The organism is Mesorhizobium sp. A556 (assembly GCF_054489545.1).
The window spans coordinates 26,763-43,125 of record NZ_JBTMXA010000005.1; the positions used below are offsets into that span (position 1 = coordinate 26,763).

Annotated in this window: 11 protein-coding genes and 1 tRNA gene; 6 read left to right on the plus strand and 6 right to left on the minus strand. The window is 62.2% G+C overall.

Annotated elements, in window-relative coordinates; all coding sequences use genetic code 11:
• The first annotated feature begins 24 nt into the window (after positions 1-24).
• Positions 25-1,194: a tyrosine-type recombinase/integrase gene (locus tag ACX3P0_RS12345; RefSeq protein ID WP_459088838.1), complete on the plus strand. Its 1,170-nt coding sequence runs from the start codon at positions 25-27 to the stop codon at positions 1,192-1,194.
• Between the two features lie 67 nt (positions 1,195-1,261).
• Here ACX3P0_RS12345 and ACX3P0_RS12350 read toward each other — a convergent pair.
• Together ACX3P0_RS12350 and cpdR are read right to left on the minus strand one after the other, a co-directional pair.
• Positions 1,262-1,336 (minus strand) — tRNA-Val (locus ACX3P0_RS12350).
• Between the two features lie 207 nt (positions 1,337-1,543).
• Positions 1,544-1,906, minus strand: coding sequence for a cell cycle two-component system response regulator CpdR (gene cpdR / locus ACX3P0_RS12355; protein ID WP_459078236.1), 363 nt, complete (start codon positions 1,904-1,906; stop codon positions 1,544-1,546).
• A gap of 209 nt (positions 1,907-2,115) precedes the next feature.
• On the opposite strand from cpdR, the gene ACX3P0_RS12360 reads away from it, so the two are divergent.
• Complete coding sequence (locus ACX3P0_RS12360) at positions 2,116-3,009, plus strand: N-formylglutamate amidohydrolase (protein WP_459088840.1); 894 nt, start codon at positions 2,116-2,118, stop codon at positions 3,007-3,009.
• A gap of 92 nt (positions 3,010-3,101) precedes the next feature.
• Entirely contained in the window at positions 3,102-3,875 is a 774-nt protein-coding gene (gene hisN, locus ACX3P0_RS12365; RefSeq protein ID WP_459088842.1) for a histidinol-phosphatase, read from the plus strand.
• A 2-nt stretch (positions 3,876-3,877) separates the two neighbouring features.
• On the opposite strand, the gene ACX3P0_RS12370 is transcribed toward hisN, so the two are convergent.
• Positions 3,878-4,837, minus strand: coding sequence for an alpha/beta fold hydrolase (locus ACX3P0_RS12370; RefSeq protein ID WP_459088844.1), 960 nt, complete (start codon positions 4,835-4,837; stop codon positions 3,878-3,880).
• 509 nt (positions 4,838-5,346) lie between these two features.
• On the opposite strand from ACX3P0_RS12370, the gene ACX3P0_RS12375 reads away from it, so the two are divergent.
• The gene (locus ACX3P0_RS12375) at positions 5,347-5,817 is read left to right on the plus strand and encodes an Hsp20 family protein (protein WP_459088846.1); all 471 of its coding nucleotides are present in this window, start codon (positions 5,347-5,349) and stop codon (positions 5,815-5,817) included.
• A 61-nt stretch (positions 5,818-5,878) separates the two neighbouring features.
• On the opposite strand, the gene ACX3P0_RS12380 is transcribed toward ACX3P0_RS12375, so the two are convergent.
• Entirely contained in the window at positions 5,879-6,931 is a 1,053-nt protein-coding gene (locus ACX3P0_RS12380; RefSeq protein ID WP_459088848.1) for a threonine aldolase family protein, read from the minus strand.
• A 484-nt stretch (positions 6,932-7,415) separates the two neighbouring features.
• Between ACX3P0_RS12380 and gltB the strand changes: the two genes are divergently transcribed.
• Both gltB and ACX3P0_RS12390 read left to right on the plus strand, forming a co-directional pair.
• Positions 7,416-12,152, plus strand: a complete 4,737-nt coding sequence (gltB, locus tag ACX3P0_RS12385) for a glutamate synthase large subunit (protein WP_459088850.1) — start codon at positions 7,416-7,418, stop codon at positions 12,150-12,152.
• A gap of 34 nt (positions 12,153-12,186) precedes the next feature.
• Entirely contained in the window at positions 12,187-13,641 is a 1,455-nt protein-coding gene (locus ACX3P0_RS12390) for a glutamate synthase subunit beta (protein ID WP_459088852.1), read from the plus strand.
• 19 nt (positions 13,642-13,660) lie between these two features.
• On the opposite strand, the gene ACX3P0_RS12395 is transcribed toward ACX3P0_RS12390, so the two are convergent.
• Both ACX3P0_RS12395 and ACX3P0_RS12400 read right to left on the minus strand, forming a co-directional pair.
• Complete coding sequence (locus tag ACX3P0_RS12395) at positions 13,661-14,869, minus strand: SGNH/GDSL hydrolase family protein (protein WP_459088854.1); 1,209 nt, start codon at positions 14,867-14,869, stop codon at positions 13,661-13,663.
• 30 nt (positions 14,870-14,899) lie between these two features.
• Entirely contained in the window at positions 14,900-16,087 is a 1,188-nt protein-coding gene (locus tag ACX3P0_RS12400) for a lytic murein transglycosylase (protein ID WP_459089248.1), read from the minus strand.
• Positions 16,088-16,363 lie beyond the last annotated feature (276 nt).

Consider the following 16,363-nt stretch of genomic DNA (forward strand, 5'->3'; position numbering starts at 1 on the left):
GGCGATGAGAGGGATGATGACGAAATGCCTAGACCCACACGAGGAGCACGGCTCTACCTCCACCCCGAAGAACGAGTCTGGCTTATCCGCGACGGATCGATCACGAGACGCACTGGCTGCGGCGAAGCAGATCGCCCAAGAGCTGAAAAGAGGCTCGGCGAGTACATCGCGGCAAAATTCAAACCCGTCACCCGCGAAAGTGATCTCGCTCAACTCTCGATCGCCGAAGTCCTAACTGCTTACGGTCGGGAGTATGCGCCGCACCAGAAGTCGGCCGAACGTAGCGGCTACGCCATTGCAGCCCTTGCGCCATGGTGGGGAGGGAAAACGCTGGCCGATGTGCGCGGCGAAACCTGTCGAGCCTACGCAAGGGCGAGGGGCAAGATGGTGAAGGCCGGGACTATCCGACGGGAACTTGCCGCCCTATCGAAAGCGATCAATCACTGGCACAAGGAGCATGGTCCTCTGGCGTCAGTCCCTGAGGTAACCATGCCGGACGTGCCGCCTGCGCGGGATCGATGGCTAACCCGTTCCGAGGCGGCGATGCTGCTAGCCGGCGCGCTAGGATTTTACCGAGAAAAATGGTGCGATGTGGCAACACGCCGAGAGCATTCGCGCTGGCGCCGAAACCGGTTTGTCATCAATCGCCACCTGGCACGATTTATTTTGCTCGGGCTCTACACCGGGTCTCGTCGGGGAGCGATCTTCAATGTCCAGTGGATGGCAAACACCACCGGCGGCTGGATCGACAGCGACCGCTGCGTCATGCACCGACGCGGGGAGGGCATCTCCGAAACGAACAAGCGCCAGCCACCTGTCCGCCTGGGCAAGCGAATCAGTTCGCATCTCGCTCGATGGAAGCGGATTGACGACATGGCGCGCGACGAGGCCGCTCGGTTGGCTGATGAACCTGTGTCGGTCTACCTGCACGTCGTCAACTACATGGGGCGCGGCGTTGCCTCAGTGCGAACGGCTTGGGAAATGGCTGTTGAGAACGCTTGGCTCGATCCGGCGTTTACCGGCCAGCCGCCGATCACACCGCACGTCCTTCGCCACACCAGGGCTACGTGGATGATGTTCGCGGGCATCGATATATGGGAGGCGGCCGGCGCGCTGGGCATGTCGGCGAAGACGCTCGACAAGGTCTATGGCCACCATCACGTCGACTTCCAGAAGAACGCCGCAGAGGTCTGAAAGCGGGGAGTTTCTGTGCGGTTTCTGTGCGGAGAGAAGATACGAAACCGCTAAGTCTTTGAAAGGATGGTGGGCGTGACAGGGATTGAACCTGTGACCCCTGCAATGTCAATGCAGTGCTCTCCCGCTGAGCTACACGCCCATCCGACGCCGGGCTTACACCACTTTTGGTGCAATGCGTCAATAGCTGCGGAGAGGAAAGAAGTGCGGTTCGTCAGGCTGGCGCAAATGCGGGCTGGAACGCGATGGAATAATGCATGCCGCCCGAAGGTGCCCGCTGGTTTCGGGGCAAGGCCATGCATCGAAACTGGCGCTTGAAGCGCGGCGATCCGTTCAGGTGCGGCTTACCTCAAGCGGCCTGCAGCATCTTCTCGACTTCGTTGACGAGATCGCGAAGATGGAAGGGCTTGGAGAGCACCTTGGCGTCTTTCGGCGCCTTGGAATCCGGGTTGAGAGCGACCGCCGCGAAGCCGGTGATGAACATCACCTTAAGATCGGGATCGATCTCGGTCGCGCGGCGCGCCAGCTCTATCCCGTCCATTTCCGGCATGACGATGTCCGTCAGCAACAGCGAGAAGGGTTCCTCGCGCAGGCGCTCATAGGCGCTCGCGCCATTGTCGAAATCGCTGACATGGTAGCCGGCGCGCTCCAGCGCCTTCACCAGAAAACGGCGCATGTCGTCATCGTCTTCCGCCAGAAGAATGCGTGTCATCATGTCCCGTCCGAATCACAGATCAGGGTTGCTGCTGCGCGAACCCGTTAACCATCCTGTATATGAATTGCCGACGGTAAAGATCAAGTGAATGATGAGCCAGAAGGCAAGCGCTTCAAGCTGGCTCTGGCCGTTGAAAAACTGGACATGCGCCCGGTGAGGTGGCACGGTCCGGCGATAGTGTCTGGATGTAGGCGGGTAGGCTTCAATTGAACACGGCAGCCGAGGATTTTTCGCTCGTTCAGCCCTTTGAAATCAGGGCGAGCGCCGAACAGCGCGTTCCCTTCATCTTCAGTTCGCCGCATAGCGGCCGCCATTATCCCGAACGGTTCCTCGCCATGGCGCGGCTTGACCGCAGCGCGATCCGCCGTTCGGAGGATTGTTACGTCGACGAGTTGTTCGGCAGCGTCGTGCCGCTCGGCGCGCCGCTGTTGGCGGCGAATTTCCCGCGCGCTTATCTGGACGTCAACCGCGAGCCGTGGGAACTCGATCCGCGCATGTTCGCGGAGCCGGTGCCTTCCTATTGCAACATCCGCTCCGCGCGTGTCGCTGGCGGCCTGGGCACGGTGCCGAAGCTGGTCGGCGAGGGGCTCGACATTTATGCCGGTCGCCTGCCGCTCGCCGAGGCGGTCGAGCGCATCGAGGCGATCTACAAGCCCTTTCATGAAACGCTGAAGCGGCTGTTGACGAGGACGCATGCCGCCTTCGGCTTCGCCGTTCTGGTCGATTGCCATTCCATGCCCGCCAGTATTCGCGTCGGCGACAATGGCGCCCGACCCGATTTCATCATCGGCGACCGTTTCGGAACTTCAGCCTCGACCGCATTTTCCGACGCGGCGATCAACATGCTTTCCGCCATGGGCTACAGCGTTGCGCACAACAAGCCTTACGCCGGCGGTTTCATTACCGAGCATTACGGCCGGCCGGCCCGCCACCTCCACGCCTTGCAGATCGAGGTCAATCGCGGTCTGTACATGAACGAGCGGACCTTGCAGAAGTCGGTCGGCTTCGACGCGCTGGCTGACGATCTGGCGCGGTTTAGCGCTGACCTGATGGCGCTGCCCGATGCCTATTTCCTGGATCTGCCGCTGGCCGCGGAATAAGCGAGTTCTTTTACGGATCATTCACGCAGACAAGTCGGAGCGTTCACGGCACACCGAAGGCGCTTCGTTCGGCAGTATTCAGGAGACAAGAATTGGATATATCCACCGATTTCATGCGCCGCCTCGCACAGGCGGCCGCAGCCGAGACGTTGCCTCGTTTTCGAAAGCAGGGCGTGGTGTCCAACAAGGAGCAGGGCAGCTTCGATCCGGTGACGGAAGCCGACCGGGAGGCGGAGCGCGTCATCCGCGCGTTGATCAATGCGGAGTTTCCCGATCATGGCATTCTGGGCGAAGAGCACGGCAGCGAGAACATCAGCAGCCGGCATGTCTGGGTCATCGATCCGATCGACGGCACGCGCGCCTATATTTCCGGGCTGCCCGTGTGGGGAACGCTGGTTGGCCTGACCGTGGATGGCGATGCGGTCGCCGGCATGATGTCGCAACCCTTCACGGGCGAGCTTTTCTACGCCAACGCCTCCGGTTCGCATTATGAGGGACCGGGCGGTCCGCGAAAGCTTGCCACGCGCAAAACGACGCGACTTGCCGATGCGACCTTGTTCACCACGACGCCGGCGCTGTTCAAAGGCGCGGGGAGGGCGATCTACGACGATCTCGAGCGCCAGGTGCAACTGGCGCGCTACGGCACCGATTGCTACGCCTTCGCCATGGTGGCGTCGGGCAGCGTCGATCTCGTCGTCGACCCCGGCCTGAAACCCTATGACATCGTCGCGCTGATCCCGATCATCGAGAAGGCGGGCGGCGTCATCACCACCTTCGAGGGCGGGCCGGCGGAAAAGGGCGGCGATATACTGGCCGCCGCCACACCAGAGTTGCACGCCGCCGCGATGGCCGCGTTGCGGGGCTGAGCCTACAAAGTACCGTCGTCGGTGCCGGGTATGAAAGCGTCGAAAGCGGCGAAAAACTGCTCGCGGTAAAGATCGGCTTCCTGCAGGATTTCATGGGCGGCGCCGTCGATGGTCAGCAGCGCGCCAAGGCGCAGACGCCTTGCATAGGCTTCGACGGCGCGCGTCGAGACGACCCGATCGGCACCGGCGGCAATGACCAGCGTGGGGACGTTGATGGCGGCCATGAACTCTGGAGCAGACACGATGCCGGAAGCCTTGCTGGCGGCCCTCAACCAGCCGATGGTCGGCCCGCCGAGCGCCAATTGTGGCCAGGTTTCGTAAAGCAGGGTGTTGCGCGCATATCGCGCCGGATCGGACGTCACCTTGTTCACCTCGAACGGCGTCCCGCCCTTTTGGCGTGGCCCCCACGCGGCGTACAGCCGCCCAAGGCCAAGCAGCCAAAGAACCGTCGTGACGCGGCGCATGGTCTTTGTCGAGACCCGCTGGCCGGGTAATGCCAGGAACGGTGCGATCAGCACCATGCGGCGAACCCGGTTGACCATGGAAGGGGCCGCCAGCAGCGCGATCAGCGCTCCGGCCGAATGGGCGAGGATATAGTAGGGGCCGCGACAGTCGGGCAGCACGATTTCCTCGAAGAATTGTTCGAGATCGTCGGCGTAATCCGAAAAACGCCTTACATGGCCGCGTTGGCGGTCGCGTACCAGGCGATCTGAATCACCTTGCCCGCGCCAATCGATCAGGGCGCTGCCCAGCCCCCTGCCGGACAGATCGCGGATCGTCTCGAAATATTTCTCGATGCATTCGTTGCGGCCGGGAAGGATGACCACGGTTCCCTTCATCGGGCGGCCGGTGGCTGCGAAATGCGCGTAGCGGATTTTTTTCCCGTCACGCGCGGTGAGAAAGCCGGTTGTCGCTTTCTTGGGCGTCGGATTGCCGGGGATTTCGTGGAAAATGTCCGTCATTCAACGCTTCGGCTGGCATCTGCGCCTGTGCGTCGACAGGCCTGCCATGGTGATAGAAAGCAAACCAGCCAAAAGCAAATGGACTTTGAGCGTCGGACCGAAAGGGGTTGCCGGTTTTCGGGTTATCCCGACGCTCGCTCACAGTGCCAGACAAGCAAGGCCGGAAGCGACCTGCGGTGCGCTTCCGGCCTCTGTCGATCCAGGGGAAGGGACGTTACACCCGGACCGGCCTCTTCGCGGTGGTTTGCGGCACCGCTTGTTCGTTGATGTCGAGGCCAATCTAGCGCGGTCCCGCTGAACGCAACCCGAAGCAGTGGTTCATTCGCCGTTCATCGAAGGCGCGCGCCTGTCGGGAATTTTGCTGTCGGGGAAATCTTGAAAAGGCGCTTGGCGCCCCCCAAATGTCTCCTGCGGCAGCCGCTATAGGGGCCGCTGGTCCAGCCGAAACGCCGTTGACGGGTTCGGCCAAGACCAATCGCAAACCATGTTGCTCACCAGGAGAACAGACCATGCGTCATGTTGATTTTTCCCCACTTTATCGCTCGACCGTCGGCTTTGACCGGCTGTTTACGATTCTCGATTCGCTGGCTCAGCCCGATGGCGGCGCGCAGACCTATCCGCCCTACAACATCGAGAAGACCGGCGAGGACGCCTATCGGATTTCGATGGCGGTAGCGGGTTTTTCGGAAGACGAGATTTCGATCGAAGCGCACCGCAATGTGCTGACCGTCAAGGGCGAGCGCAAGGAAGAGGCCGACGACGAGGGCAGCGAACTGCTTTATCGCGGCATCGCCAGCCGCGCGTTCGAGCGCCGGTTCCAGCTTGCCGACCATGTCGACATCACCGGCGCAGCGCTGAAGAACGGCCTGCTTTACGTCGATCTCAAGCGCAACATTCCCGAGGAGCTGAAGCCGCGCAAGATCGCGATCACTTCGACCCCGGCGAAGGCCAAGCAGATCGAGGCCAAGGCAGCCGCGTAACGAATACCACCGTCTCCTCCCGAGACGAGAGGGTGGCGCAGCGATGCGCCGCCCTCTTTTCTTAATTGGCGAGCAGATGGCCGAGCTTGTCGACATCGTCGGCTGTCGTGGCAAAGCTTGCGACAAAACGATAGAGGCCCTCGTCTTCCCCGAGCGGGCCTTCGAAGCCAGCCGGCGCGTGCCAATCGTAGAAGGCGGCCCCTGCCACCAGCATCTTTTCGGCATTTTTCTTTTTCAACACCGCGAACACTTCGTTCGCCTGCGGTTGCCAGGCCAGCCGGGCGGCGGAGGAATTCTCGATTGCTGCTGCAAGGCGCGCCGCCATGGCATTGGCATGGCGGGCGGTCTCGAGCCATAGGTCGTCCTTGAAATAGGCGTCGAACTGGGCGGCGATGAAGCGCGATTTCGAAAAAAGCTGCGCGGCGCGCTTGCGCAGGAAGGTCAATTCCCTGGCCTTGTCGAGGTCGAAAAGCACCACCGCCTCGGCGCACCAGCAACCGTTCTTGGTGCCGCCGAAGGACAGAATATCGACGCCGCGCTTCCAGGTCATTTCGGCGGGCGTCGTTCCCAGCGAGACCATCGCGTTGGCGAAGCGCGCTCCGTCCATGTGCAGCGGCAACTTATGCTTCTTGGCGAGCGCCGAGATTTCGTCGATGGCGTCGAGGCTGTAGACCGTTCCGCTTTCCGTCGACTGGGTGATCGTGATCGCGGCCGGGCGGCCGGTGTGGACGACTTCCGGGGCGAGGCGGTTCAGCGCCTGTTCCAACTTCTTCGGGTCGATCCGTCCGAGCGCGCCGTCGACGGGCAGCAGCCGCGATCCGCCCATGAAGAATCCCGGGGCGCCGCATTCGTCTTCCATGACATGCGATTCGCGGTGGCACAGCGAAAAGCCGCCGGTCTTGTTGTAGGTGGCCAGTGACAGCGAATTGGCTGCCGTGCCGGTCGCCACGAAAAACACCGCGACTTCCCGCTCAAAAATCTCGCTGAAACGCTCGTAGACGGCACGGTCGAGATCGCCGTCGCCATAGGCGGTGGAAAAGCCGGCGGCGTTATCGGCAAGGCCGGCCGCAATCTTCGGGTGGGCGCCGGCCCAATTGTCGGAAGCGAAAAACATGGATGTATCTGCCTGGATGAGGGAACAAGAAATTCGCCGCGACATTGATGGGTTTGGGCGCGAAGCCGCAAGAGCCAGGCGGCAAAAAATCCATGAAGCCAAAGGCGCGCGGCGGATGGCATCGGCAAATAATTTCAGGATCGCGGCGGGTCACGCAATTTTCGTTCGCGGACGCCTCAAGATTTTTACGAAACGGTCTTGTGCGGGGTTTCCAATTCTGTCATAAATTTAGGACAGCATTGCTGTCTTATTTAATCGCCCGCTATAGGCTTCCTTGGCGTATCATCTTCGTCCTGGCAGTTTGTCGAGAGCAGCGCGCAGCGACCGACCTGTCTTCGGCCACGCCATGGCCGGCGGGATGTTCAGTCGGGTTCGCGTAATGGACCGCCGCTGTAGACGTTGAGTTTCGCAATTCGTGCCGCAGATTTTGGGGGAAGCCGATGCTTCCTGACGCAGCCAGCGGCCGACCGAAAAGGATGAGGACATGACGAAGTTGACGCTTTCTGCGACGAACGGCCAGGCCGCGCAGACGAAAGCGACAACCGTCAAACACCCCCCTTTGCGCACCGCCTTGCGAACCACGGACGGAATGGCCGCGCAGGGTCTCTATCACCCCAGCCGCGAGCACGATGGCTGCGGCGTCGGCTTCATCGCCAACATGAAGAACGTGAAGTCGCACGGTATCGTCGTCGACGGCCTGGCCATGCTCGAAAACCTGACGCATCGCGGCGCTGTCGGGGCCGATCCGCTGATGGGCGACGGCGCGGGCCTGCTGGTGCAGGTTCCCGACCGCTTTTTCCGCGAGGAACTGGCCGGGCAGGGCATCGAACTGCCTCCCGAGGGGCAGTATGGCGTCGGCCACTGGTTCATGCCGCAGGATGCGGCTTTGCGCGAGCATATCAACGAGATCATCCGCGAATCGGCCCAGTCGGAAGGCCTGCCGCTGATCGGTTTTCGCGATGTGCCGGTCGATAATTCGGCGCTGTCCAAGGCACCGGAAATCGTCGCGGCAGAGCCGTTTCATCGTCAGGTGTTCATCGGGCGTACGCCCGATATCGACAATGACGAGGAATATGAGGCGCGGCTTTATCTGCTGCGCAAGGTCATTTCCGGCCGCATCTATGCGGAGAACGACAACAAGGATATCGGCGCTTATTGCGTATCGCTGTCGGCGCGGACCATCGTCTACAAGGGCATGTTTTTGGCCTATCAGGTCGGCTCCTACTACAAGGACCTGGCCGATCCGCGTTTCGAAACGGCGCTGATCCTCGTTCACCAGCGCTTTTCGACCAACACGTTCCCGTCCTGGAAGCTGGCGCATCCCTATCGCATGGTCGCGCATAATGGCGAGATCAACACGGTGCGCGGCAACAACAACTGGATGGCCGCGCGTCAGGCGTCGGTCGATTCGGAACTTTTCGGCAACGACATCTCCAAGCTGTGGCCGATCTCCTATGAAGGCCAGTCGGACACCGCCTGCTTCGACAATGCGCTCGAATTCCTGTTCCAGGGCGGCTACAGCCTCGCGCATGCGATGATGATGCTGATCCCCGAAGCCTGGGCCGGCAACAAGCTCATGGGCAGCGACCGCAAGGCGTTCTACGAGTACCACGCGGCCCTGATGGAACCGTGGGACGGCCCGGCGGCAGTGGCCTTTACGGATGGTCGCCAGATCGGCGCTACGCTCGACCGCAACGGCTTGCGCCCGGCGCGCTACATCGTCACCGACGACGACCGCGTCATCATGGCGTCGGAAGCCGGCGTTCTCGACGTGCCGGAAGAGAAGATCGTCAAGAAGTGGCGCTTGCAGCCGGGCAAGATGCTGCTGATCGACCTCGTCAAGGGCCGCATCGTTTCCGACGACGAGATCAAGTCGGAGATCGCGACCCGGCATCCCTACAAGACGTGGCTGTCCAACACGCAGCTCATCCTCGAGGATTTGAACCCGGTGGAGCCGCGTGCGCTGCGCCGCGACGTGTCCCTGCTCGATCGCCAGCAGGCCTTCGGCTACACGCAGGAAGACCTGAAGCTGTTGATGTCGCCGATGGCGACCACCGGCCAGGAAGCGATCGGCTCGATGGGCACCGATACGCCGATTGCGGCGATGTCGGACCGGCCGACGATGCTCTACACCTATTTCAAGCAGAATTTTGCCCAGGTCACCAACCCGCCGATCGATCCGATCCGCGAGGAACTGGTGATGAGCCTGGTGTCCTTCATCGGACCGCGCCCGAATATTTTCGACTTGGTCGGCTCATCACGCCGCAAGCGGTTGGAGGTGCGCCAGCCGATCCTGACCAATGCCGATCTGGAGAAAATACGCTCCATCGGTCATACCGAAGAGCGCTTCGATACCAAGACCATCGACATCACCTATTCGGCCAGCGAAGGGGCTGGTGGCATGGAGGCGGCGGTCGAGCGGCTGTGCGAGCGGGCCGAGGCGGCGGTCGCCGGCGGCTACAACATCATCATCCTGTCCGACCGCCAGATCGGCCCGGACCGCATCGACATCCCGACGTTGCTGGCGACGGCTGCCGTGCATCATCATCTGATCCGCAAGGGGTTGCGCACCTCGGTCGGGCTGGTGGTGGAATCGGGCGAGCCGCGCGAAATCCACCATTTCTGCTGCCTTGCCGGCTATGGCGCGGAGGCGATCAACCCGTATCTCGCCTTCGATACGCTGGCCGACATGCACAAGAACGGCGCATTCCCGCCCGAGGTGGACGCCGGCGAACTGGTGTCGCGCTACATCAAGTCCATCGGCAAGGGCATTCTCAAGGTCATGTCCAAGATGGGCATCTCGACCTACCAGTCCTATTGCGGCGCACAGATATTCGATGCCATCGGCCTCAGGTCCGAGTTCGTGGACAAGTATTTCACCGGCACGGCGACGCTGATCGAGGGCGTGGGCCTGGAGCAGATCGCGACCGAAACGGTCAAGCGCCATGCCTCGGCGTTCGGCGACGATCCGCTGCTGCGCAATACGCTCGACGTCGGTGGCGATTATCTTTTCCGCATGCGCGGCGAAGCCCATGCCTGGACGCCGGATGCCGTCGCTACCTTGCAGCACGCGGTCCGGCAGGGGTCGTGGGAGACGTTTAAGGCATTTTCGGCGCAGGTCGACGATGCGGTCGTGAATGCTCACGCCATACGCGACCTGTTCCGCATCAAGACCGCGGCGGAAACGGGGCGCACCAAGGTTTCGCTGGACGAGGTGATGCCGGCCAGTGAAATCGTCAAGCGCTTCTCGACCGGGGCGATGTCGTTCGGTTCCATCAGCAGGGAGGCCCACACGACGCTGGCGCGCGCCATGAACGCCATCGGCGGCAAGTCGAACACGGGCGAGGGCGGCGAGGAAGCCGACCGCTATCTGCCGCTGCCGGGCGGCGGGGCCAATCCCGAGCGCTCCGCGATCAAGCAGGTGGCGTCGGGCCGCTTCGGCGTGACGGCGGAATATCTCGTCAACTCCGACATGATGCAGATCAAGGTGGCTCAAGGGGCAAAGCCCGGCGAGGGCGGGCAACTGCCCGGCCACAAGGTCGATGCGACGATTGCCAAGGTGCGCCATTCGACGCCCGGCGTCGGCCTGATTTCGCCGCCGCCGCACCACGACATCTATTCCATCGAGGATCTGGCGCAACTGATCTACGATTTGAAGAACGTCAATCCGGCGGCCGATGTTTCGGTCAAGCTGGTGTCCGAGGTGGGTGTCGGCACGGTCGCGGCCGGTGTCGCCAAGGCGCGCGCCGACCACATCACCATTTCCGGCTATGACGGCGGGACCGGCGCGTCGCCGATGACGTCGCTGAAACATGCGGGCAGTCCGTGGGAAATGGGGCTTGCCGAGACGCATCAGACGCTGGTGCTGAACGGTCTGCGTAGCCGCGTCGCCTTGCAGGTGGATGGCGGCTTGCGCACTGGGCGCGACGTGGTGATCGGCGCGCTTCTGGGTGCCGACGAGTTCGGCTTCGCGACCGCGCCCTTGATCGCCGCCGGCTGCATCATGATGCGCAAGTGCCATCTGAACACCTGCCCGGTGGGCGTGGCGACGCAGGACCCGGTGCTGCGCAAGCGCTTCAAGGGTACGCCCGAGCACGTCATCAACTTCTTCTTCTACGTGGCCGAAGAAGTGCGCGAACTGCTTGCCGAAATGGGCTTCACCCATCTCGACCAGATTATCGGCGACACCGACCTGCTGGAAAAGAAGGCGCTGATCGAGCATTGGAAGGCGCGGGGTCTCGATTTCTCAAAAATGTTCTTCAAGCTGGATTTGCCGGCTGAGCAGTCCCACTGGACCGAACGCCAGAAGCATCCGATCGACGATGTTCTCGACCGCAAGCTGATCGAACAGGCCAAGCCCGCACTCGACGCCAGGCAGCCCGTACGCATCGAAGTGCCGGTGCGCAATGTCGACCGATCAGTCGGCGCGATGCTGTCGGGCGAAGTCGCCAGGCGCTTCGGGCACAAGGGCCTGCGCGAGGATACGATTTCGGTGAAGTTTTCCGGCACCGCCGGGCAGTCGTTCGGGGCGTTTCTGGCGCGGGGCATTTCTTTCGAACTGGAAGGGGCGGCCAACGACTATGTCGGCAAGGGGCTTTCGGGCGGTCGGCTCGTCATACGGCCGCCGGAAAACAGCAGGGTCCGCGCCGAAGAGGCCATCATCGTCGGCAATACGGTGCTTTACGGCGCGACCGAGGGCGAGGCCTATTTCTGCGGCGTTGCCGGCGAACGGTTCGCCGTGCGCAATTCGGGCGTTGCCGCCGTTGTCGAAGGCGTCGGCGACCATGGCTGCGAATACATGACCGGCGGCATCGTCGTCGTCATCGGCCAGACCGGCCGCAACTTCGCCGCCGGCATGTCGGGCGGCGTCGCCTATGTGCTGGACGAGGCGGGTGATTTCGCCGAGCGCTGCAACATGGCGATGGTCGAGCTGGAGCCGGTTCCCGAGGAAGACGATCTGATGGAGAAGCTGCTTCACCATGGCGGCGACCTCGACCACAAGGGCCGCGTCGACGTTTCCGGCGACATGACCAGCCATGACGAGGAGCGGCTTTACCAGCTCATCTCCAACCATGTGCACTACACAGGCTCGAAACGGGCCAGAGAAATCCTCGACGATTGGGTGAGTTTCAGGCCGAAATTCCGCAAGATCATGCCCGTAGAATACCGCCGCGCGCTGATCGAGATGGAGCGCTCGCGCATGGGCGTGGCGGCGGAATAGTGAAAGCACATCGGCTTACGAAGAAGAGTTTGACATGGGCAAGGTAACGGGCTTCCTCGAAATCGACCGGCAGGTACACAAGTACCAGCCGGCTTCCGACCGCATCCGGCATTTTCGCGAATTCACGCTGCCGATGTCGGACAAGGAAGTGGAAAAACAGGCGGCGCGCTGCATGGATTGCGGCGTGCCCTATTGCCATGGGCCGACAGGTTGCCCGGTGCACAACCAGATCCCGGACTGGAACGACCTCGTCTATCAAGGCGATTGGGACAACGCGATCCGCAATTTGCATTCGACCAATAATTTCCCGGAGTTCACCGGCCGCATCTGCCCGGCGCCCTGCGAGGAAGCCTGCACGCTGAACCTCGAAGACAACCCGGTCGCTATCAAGACCATCGAGCAGGCGCTGGCCGACAAGGCCTATGAGACCGGGCATATCCGCCCCTATCCGCCGGCACAGAAGACGGGCAAGCGCGTAGCCATCATCGGCTCGGGGCCGGCCGGCATGGCGGCGGCCCAGCAGCTCGGCCGCGTCGGGCACGAGGTGCATGTCTATGAGCGCGAGAGCCGGCCGGGCGGGCTGATGCGCTACGGCATTCCCGACTTCAAGATCGAAAAACATTTCATCGACCGGCGCATCGAGCAGATGGGCGGCGAGGGGGTTTCCTTCCATTGCGGCGTCAATGTCGGGGTCGACAAGCCAGTTGCCGAATTGCTCGCCGAATATGATGCGGTGCTGTATTGCGGCGGCTCGGAAACGCCGCGCGCGGCCGGCATTCCGGGCGACGACCTGCAGGGTGTGCATGATGCGATGCCCTATCTCGTACAGCAGAACAAGCGCATCGGCGGCGAGGATATCCAGTCGGTCGCCTGGCCATCGGAGGCGATTTACGCCGGCGGCCAGCATGTCGTCGTCGTCGGTGGCGGCGATACCGCGTCCGACTGCGTGGGAACGGCATTTCGTCAGGGCGCAGTTCGCGTTACCCAACTGGACATCCGCCCGCAACCGCCCGAGAAGGAAGACAAGCTGGCGGTCTGGCCCTACTGGGCGACCAAGATGCGCACGTCCTCCAGCCAGGCCGAAGGCGCCGAGCGCGAGTTCCAGGTGGCGACGCTGGAGTTCATCGGCGAAGAAGGGCAGCTTACCGGCGTTCGTTGCTGCGAGGTGGATGAGGCGCGTAAGCCGATCGCAGGCTCCGAATTCGTCATCCGCGCCGATCTCGCCTTCATCGCCATCGGTTTCGCCGGGCCATTCGACAAGGGCGTGGTTTCGGAACTGGACGGCCAGATGAAGACTGCCACCGACAACCGCCGTTCGAACAATGTGGCCGCGAACGAACGCGACTACCGCACCAGCGTCGACAGGCTTTACGCGGCGGGCGATGTCCGTCGGGGCCAATCGCTGGTGGTCTGGGCTATCCGTGAGGGCCGCCAGGCGGCGCGCTCCATCGACGAGGCGCTGATGGGAGAAAGCGTCCTGCCGCGCTGACAGCATCGGCTCTACGTCGTCAGGGGGTGCTTGCCGTTGTCGTTCGGCGTGGCGCGGCCGTCACGTCGGTTTGACCCTTGGGCGGCCATGAGAAATCGTCGGCGCGGCCCGGTGGCACGCTGGACCCGTGGCCTGAAATCGCTGTCGTCTCGCCCGGAATTTTTCCACCGTGGCTAGGCATTGCCGCGCCGAGCAGTTCGGTGCCGCCGTCAAGCGCCGGGTCGCTCAGCAGCATGGGAACGGTCCTGTCGATGGCGGCAGGCGGCGTTCCGGCCTCGGGTGTCTTGACCGGTTCGCCCGCAGGGGGCGTGCCAGTGCCTGAATCGGTTGGCGACCCCAGTCCGAGTATCTTGGTCAGGGGCTTTTCGACATAGAAGGCGAGCTTGCGCCTGCCGGCCTTGGTCACGTTGATGCCGTCGTCGGAGCGCAGGCGCACCGGCTGGCCGTTCATATCCGGCCCGGTGATGACGAAGGCGCCGTTTTCGTCGGCGAAGCCATCCCAGATATCGATGAACGCGCCGCCGCCCGCTTGCGCGGCCTCGCGATAGATGTCGTTGAACGCCAGCATGTCCGAGGTCATCCTGGCATTCTTGAACGACGGCATGCCGACCCAGAGAAGCGGCACCTTGCTAGATGCGATCGCCTTGCCGAACGCTTGCGTGCGCGCTTCATATTCCTTGGTCCACGCTTCGGAGCGAGGGGATTCGCGCGCCTCGCCGATCTGCATCTGCTGGCGGTCGTTGGACCCTATCATGACGATGATCGCAGCGGGTTTTGCCTCGGCGATCACGCTGCCGATCTGCTTTGGCCAATCGTAATAATCGTCGCGCACGAAGCCGGAAGAGCCGTTGCTGCGGTTGACGATGGCGACGCTCGGATTTTCTTCGAAGGCCTGTTCCAGGCCGTCGGCCAGCCCGGAGGCCATGAAATCGCCGACGACCAGCACCGTGCGCGCATCCGGCGCCTTTTCCACGGCAGGCGTTTCGACGACCGCCGGCTGACGCTCGACCCGCCTCTTTTTCGCCTTTGGCGGAGCAGGAAACCGGTCCAGGGGCTGTACGCGCTGGCTCTTGCGCGGGAACAGGAGGTCGCGCAGGGACCAGCCCTGCTCCTGGGCCATGGCCGGCCTGGAAAACGTACCGGCAACGGCGATGCCCAGGACAACGAGTGCCAGAACGAGGATCGGTAACGCGCGATGCGTCGCTCTAATGCGTAAAGCCGGCCCCACGTCCTTCCTCCGTATCGGGAGCGAACGCTCCTACCTCTTGCGCAGCCATTTGAGCACTTCCAGGCTCGGGTGCCCATCGGGAGTCAGGCCCGCCTTTGCCTGGTAGGCCAGTATGGCGGCTTTCGATCCGCTGCCGATCTTGCCGTCGAATTTGCCGTCATAATAGCCGTGTTCCGACAGCCTTTGCTGAAGTTCCTGGCGTTCCTCGAACGACAGCTTGGTAAAGGGCCGGTTCCAGTCCTGCACCAGCCCGCCATAGCCGGCGATCTGGTCGGCAAGCAGGCCGACGGCCATCGCATATTTGTCGGCGTTGTTGTAGCGCTTGATGACGGAAAAATTCTTGATCATCAGGAATGCCGGCCCGCCACGGCCGTCCGGCACCTTCAACGTCGCACTGTCGGATTTGCTTGTGAAAGGCTTTCCGTTGGCGCGGATAAGGCCCAGCGCTTCCCATTTGGCCACCGACATCGAACCGCTGGGGAATTTGCGTCCCGCAGGCAGTTCCACCTCGTAGCCCCATGTCCTGCCGGTCTGCCAGCCATTCTTGTGCAGGAGGTTTGCAGCGGTCGCCAACGCATCGGGAACCGAGGTCCAGATGTCGCGCCGGCCGTTGCCGTCCATATCGACGGCGTAGGCCTGGTAGCTTGTCGGGATGAATTGCGTGTGTCCCATGGCGCCGGCCCAGGAGCCGCTGAGATGACTTTCGTCGATGTCGCCGGTCTGCAGGATTTTCAGCGCGGCAATCAACTGCGTGCGCGCGAATTTGGCGCGCCGCTTGTCCGCATAGCCGAGCGTCGCCAGCGAGCGCACGACATTGCGCATGACGTCGTCGCGCTTGAGGATTTCGCCATAGTTCGATTCCATCGACCAGATGGCGAGCAATATGTACCGGTCTACCCCAAATCTTTTCTCGATGCGGTCGAGCCAGGGCTTCCACTTGCGCGCCATTTCCTGGCCGACGGCAATCGAGTGGTCCTGGACCCGGTTGTCGAAATAATCCCATGCGGGCGCGGTGAATTCAGGCTGGTAGCGTGCCTTCTCCAGGACGACGGGATCGATATCCTTGATGTTTCTGAAGGCCTGGTCGTAAGTCTTGCCGGAAACGCCATGCTGGATTGCCGTCGCGCGGAACCCGGCTACCCATTGGCGAAAGCCGGCGTCGGCAAACGCCGAGGTGGACGGCATGAGTACGGCGAGCGAGAGGCCGATGGCCGTCATCGTGCGTGAGAAACGTCTGGTTGCGTTGCAAGGGGGCACTTTTTCCTCCTTCTCTATCCGGGAAAGGTCAGTCATGGCCCATGCAGGTTATGAATTAGTTTACCATAGGCGGGCTGGGGAACGAAAAGATGCAAAAGTGATTATTGTCGGTGAACGACCAATGCTCCGCTGTTCAGTAATCCTCAATTTCGGCATGACACTATCGCCTGAAAGGCCGTCCGAAAGGTTTGGCCGTGGCATCGACAAATGGATTTGCCGAAGAGCCTCCAGAAACGG

Bases quoted from the DNA above. Each gene is read 5' to 3' on its own strand.
- ACX3P0_RS12345 (WP_459088838.1), top strand. From the start codon at position 25: ATGCCTAGACCCACACGAGGAGCACGGCTCTACCTCCACCCCGAAGAA.
- cpdR (WP_459078236.1), bottom strand. From the start codon at position 1,906: ATGACACGCATTCTTCTGGCGGAAGACGATGACGACATGCGCCGTTTT.
- ACX3P0_RS12370 (WP_459088844.1), bottom strand. From the start codon at position 4,837: ATGACGGACATTTTCCACGAAATCCCCGGCAATCCGACGCCCAAGAAA.
- ACX3P0_RS12375 (WP_459088846.1), top strand. From the start codon at position 5,347: ATGCGTCATGTTGATTTTTCCCCACTTTATCGCTCGACCGTCGGCTTT.
- ACX3P0_RS12380 (WP_459088848.1), bottom strand. From the start codon at position 6,931: ATGTTTTTCGCTTCCGACAATTGGGCCGGCGCCCACCCGAAGATTGCG.
- gltB (WP_459088850.1), top strand. From the start codon at position 7,416: ATGACGAAGTTGACGCTTTCTGCGACGAACGGCCAGGCCGCGCAGACG.
- ACX3P0_RS12390 (WP_459088852.1), top strand. From the start codon at position 12,187: ATGGGCAAGGTAACGGGCTTCCTCGAAATCGACCGGCAGGTACACAAG.
- ACX3P0_RS12400 (WP_459089248.1), bottom strand. From the start codon at position 16,087: ATGACGGCCATCGGCCTCTCGCTCGCCGTACTCATGCCGTCCACCTCG.